The 252-nt window shown below is 66.3% G+C and carries 1 pseudogene; it reads right to left on the bottom strand.

Annotation, left to right across the window (positions count from 1 at the left end):
• A pseudogene (locus R2R70_RS21780) lies at nucleotides 1-252 on the bottom strand (adenosine deaminase); the annotation flags it as partial.

Genomic DNA, 252 nt, shown 5'->3' with positions numbered 1-252 from the left:
AGGCCCGCCTCGATCAGCTTCGGCAGCGGGTGGGCTTCCATTCGCACCACCACCTTGAGCACGACATTGGACAGTGGGCACACCGTCAGCGGTATACGCGGCTCGGCCAGTTCCGCCACCAGAGCGGCATCTTCCAGGCAGCGCACGCCGTGATCCATACGCTCCACCCCCAGCACCTCAACCGCCGTGCGGATGTATTCTGCTGGGCCTTCCTCACCTGCTTGCGCGACACGATGCCAGCCGCGCTCCCCC

It is taken from the genome of Cobetia sp. SIMBA_158 (genome assembly GCF_046566945.1).
Lineage (GTDB): Bacteria > Pseudomonadota > Gammaproteobacteria > Pseudomonadales > Halomonadaceae > Cobetia > Cobetia amphilecti.
The sequence above is the reverse complement of the archived record's forward strand: the minus strand, read 5'-3'. Positions and strand labels throughout refer to the sequence as shown.